The 2,909-nt window shown below is 42.6% G+C and carries 4 protein-coding genes; all 4 read right to left on the bottom strand.

The window, feature by feature from the left end; genetic code table 11:
- Positions 1 to 335 (bottom strand): acyl-CoA dehydrogenase family protein (locus EK17_RS00740; protein WP_035586610.1); only part of this gene is annotated, 335 nt, incomplete at its 3' end.
- Positions 336 to 344: 9 nt separating this feature from the next.
- Positions 345 to 1,124: an enoyl-CoA hydratase/isomerase family protein gene (locus EK17_RS00745; protein WP_035586612.1), complete on the bottom strand. Its 780-nt coding sequence runs from the start codon at positions 1,122 to 1,124 to the stop codon at positions 345 to 347.
- Between the two features lie 9 nt (positions 1,125 to 1,133).
- Positions 1,134 to 1,988, bottom strand: a complete 855-nt coding sequence (locus EK17_RS00750) for a 3-hydroxybutyryl-CoA dehydrogenase (RefSeq protein ID WP_035586614.1) — start codon at positions 1,986 to 1,988, stop codon at positions 1,134 to 1,136.
- Positions 1,989 to 2,001: 13 nt separating this feature from the next.
- Positions 2,002 to 2,909: thiolase family protein (locus EK17_RS00755; protein ID WP_035586619.1), on the bottom strand; the 908-nt coding region annotated here is incomplete at its 5' end.

Here is a 2,909-nt window from a genome sequence, read left to right on the forward strand (position 1 = left end):
GGCAGGTATTTCTTTTTTTGCTCTTCTGTGCCAAAGGCAAGGATGGGGTTTATACATAAAGAGGTGTGGGCTGAAATCATAACTCCACTTGATGCGCATACCTTGGATATCTCCTCCACAACCAGCACATAAGCCATAAAGCTTGTGCCTGCACCACCGTACTCCTCAGGTACATAGGTGCCAAGCAAACCAAGCTCTCCCATTTTTGCCACTATCTCTTCAGGGATTTTATGATCCTTATCTATCTGTGCTGCTATGGGTTTTAGCTCTTTTTGAGCAAACTCCCTTGCAGTATCCCTTATGAGTTTCTCATCATCTGTTAAATCAAAGTTCATTATATCCTCCTATTTACCCTCATACTGGGGTTTTCTTTTTTCAATGAATGCCTTTAGACCCTCTTTTGCATCTTCTGTGGAAAATGCCACACCAAACAGCGTTGCCTCATACTTCAATGCTTCATCTATCGATAGGTCAAAGCCATCGTTTATAGCCTTCTTTGCAAGTGATATTGCCACAGGGCCGTTTTCTGCTATCTTTGTTGCTATCTCTTTTGCATTGCTTAATAACTCATCCTTTGTTTCAAATACATTGGAGACTATACCTAAACTTTGAGCCTCTTTAGCCTTTATCATCTGGGTTGTAAGAATGAGGTATCGTGCTGTGTTTTTGCCCACAACCCTTGATAGGTTCTGTGTGCCTCCAAAGCCAGGGATTATACCCAGGCTAACCTCGGGGAATCCGAACTTTGCATTATCCGTTGCAAGGATAAAATCACACCCTAAAGCTACCTCAAAGCCACCACCCAGTGCATAGCCGTTTACTGCTGCTATAAAGGGTTTTGTTGAATCCATCATGGAGTAGATAAGGCTCTGTCCCTTTCTTGCAAACTCATATGCCTCCTTGGGTGTTATAGACTGCATAAAGGCTATATCGGCTCCTGCTATAAAGGCTTTATCACCTGCACCTGTGATAATCACTGCCCTTACATCGTCATTGTTCTCAACTGTATTAACGGCCTCGCTTAGCTCATCTATTGTTGCAACATCCAGGGCATTTAGTTTTTTCTCCCTGTTTACTGTTATGACAGCATAGGGTTTTTCTATCTCAACAATTACATTGTCCATACAAGCCTCCTATTTTGAGTAATCATAGAAGCCCTTGCCTGACTTTCTACCTAAATATCCTGCCTCCACCATCTTTACAAGCAAAGGAGCAGGTCTGTATTTTGAGTCTTTGAAGTTATCATACAATACATTCTGGATGGCAAGAACCGTATCAAGACCTATGAAGTCTGCTAATGTTAAAGGACCCATTGGCTGGTTTGTGCCAAGCTTCATAGCCTTGTCTATATCCTCTGTAGTTGCTATACCCTCACCCAAAGCAAAGATGGCCTCATTGATCATTGGAATGAGTATCCTGTTTACTATAAAGCCTGCATAGTCTTTGGATAGCACAGGCTCTTTGTTTAAGCTTTTTGCAAGCTCTATGGCTGTATTGTATGTTTCATCGGATGTGGTGAGGCCCTTTATCATCTCTACAAGGCTCATTACAGGCACAGGATTCATAAAGTGCATACCCAAAACCTTATCTGGCCTTTTTGTGGCTACAGCAAGCTTTGTGATGGAGATAGAGGATGTGTTTGATGCAAGTATGATATCATCCCCTGTAATCTCATCCAATTTTCTAAACAGCTCAAGTTTTAAGTTTTCATTCTCAGGTGATGCTTCAACCACATAATCCACATCTTTTAAATCCTCAAGTGTTGTTGTGGGTTTTATTCTTGAGATGATGGTTTCTATCTCATCCTCTTTTACCACACCTTTTTTTGCCTGTCTTTGTAAGTTCTTCCTTATGGTTGAGATGGCTTTATCAAGCTGGGCCTGGCTTATATCATACATTACCACTTCATATCCATACTGTGCAAAGACATGGGATATACCGTTTCCCATCTGGCCTGCACCGGCTATTCCAACCCTCTTTATATCCATCTTTATACCCCCTTTACACCTTCTCAAGTAATACAGCTACAGCTTCACCGCCACCTATACACAGGGTTGCAATACCGTATTTAACATCCCTTCTTTGCATCTCCTTTGCCAGTGTGGCTGCAAGTCTGCCACCTGATGCACCTATGGGGTGTCCTATGGATATTGCACCACCGTTTACATTAACCTTTTCTATATCCAGATTTAGCTGCTTTATGGCAGCAAGGACAACAACGGCAAATGCCTCGTTGATCTCAAACAGACCTATGTCATCTATTGTGAGGTTGGCTTTTGATACAACCTTCTGTATTGCCCCAATGGGAGCCAAAGGAAACTGACTTGGTTTCATGGAGTTTGTGGCATATGCCACTATGCGTGCGAGTGGTTTTAGGTTATGTTTTTCAACCGCTTCTTCTCCTGCAACCACTGCAATGGCTGCACCATCGGATATGGTGGAGGCATTGGCTGCTGTTACTGTGCCATCGCTTTTGAATGCACCCTTTAGCGATGGAATCTTTTCAAAGTTTACCCTGAAGGGGTCTTCATCCTTATCTATGGTTACCTCTTTTTTCTTCTGTTTGACCGTTATTGGGATTATCTCATCCCTGAATAGCTCTTCTTCTGCTTTCTGGGCAAGCCTGTAGGATCTGATGGCATAATCATCCTGCTCTTTTCTTGTTATATTAAACTCTTCTGCTATTTGCTCTGCTATAAGACCCATATGGATGTTGTCATAGGGATCCCACAGACCATCAAAGACCATACCATCTATAACCTCGCCTGTTCCCATCCTGTATCCAAAGCGAGCCTTTGGTAGATAGTAGGGAACCATAGACATGTTTTCCATTCCACCTGCTATAACTATCTGAGAGTCACCAAGCATTACAGAGCCTGCAGCAAGCATGATGGCTTTTAGTCCAGAAC

Origin of the sequence: Hippea jasoniae (assembly GCF_000744435.1) — a bacterium.
Taxonomy (GTDB): Bacteria; Campylobacterota_A; Desulfurellia; order Desulfurellales; family Hippeaceae; genus Hippea; species Hippea jasoniae.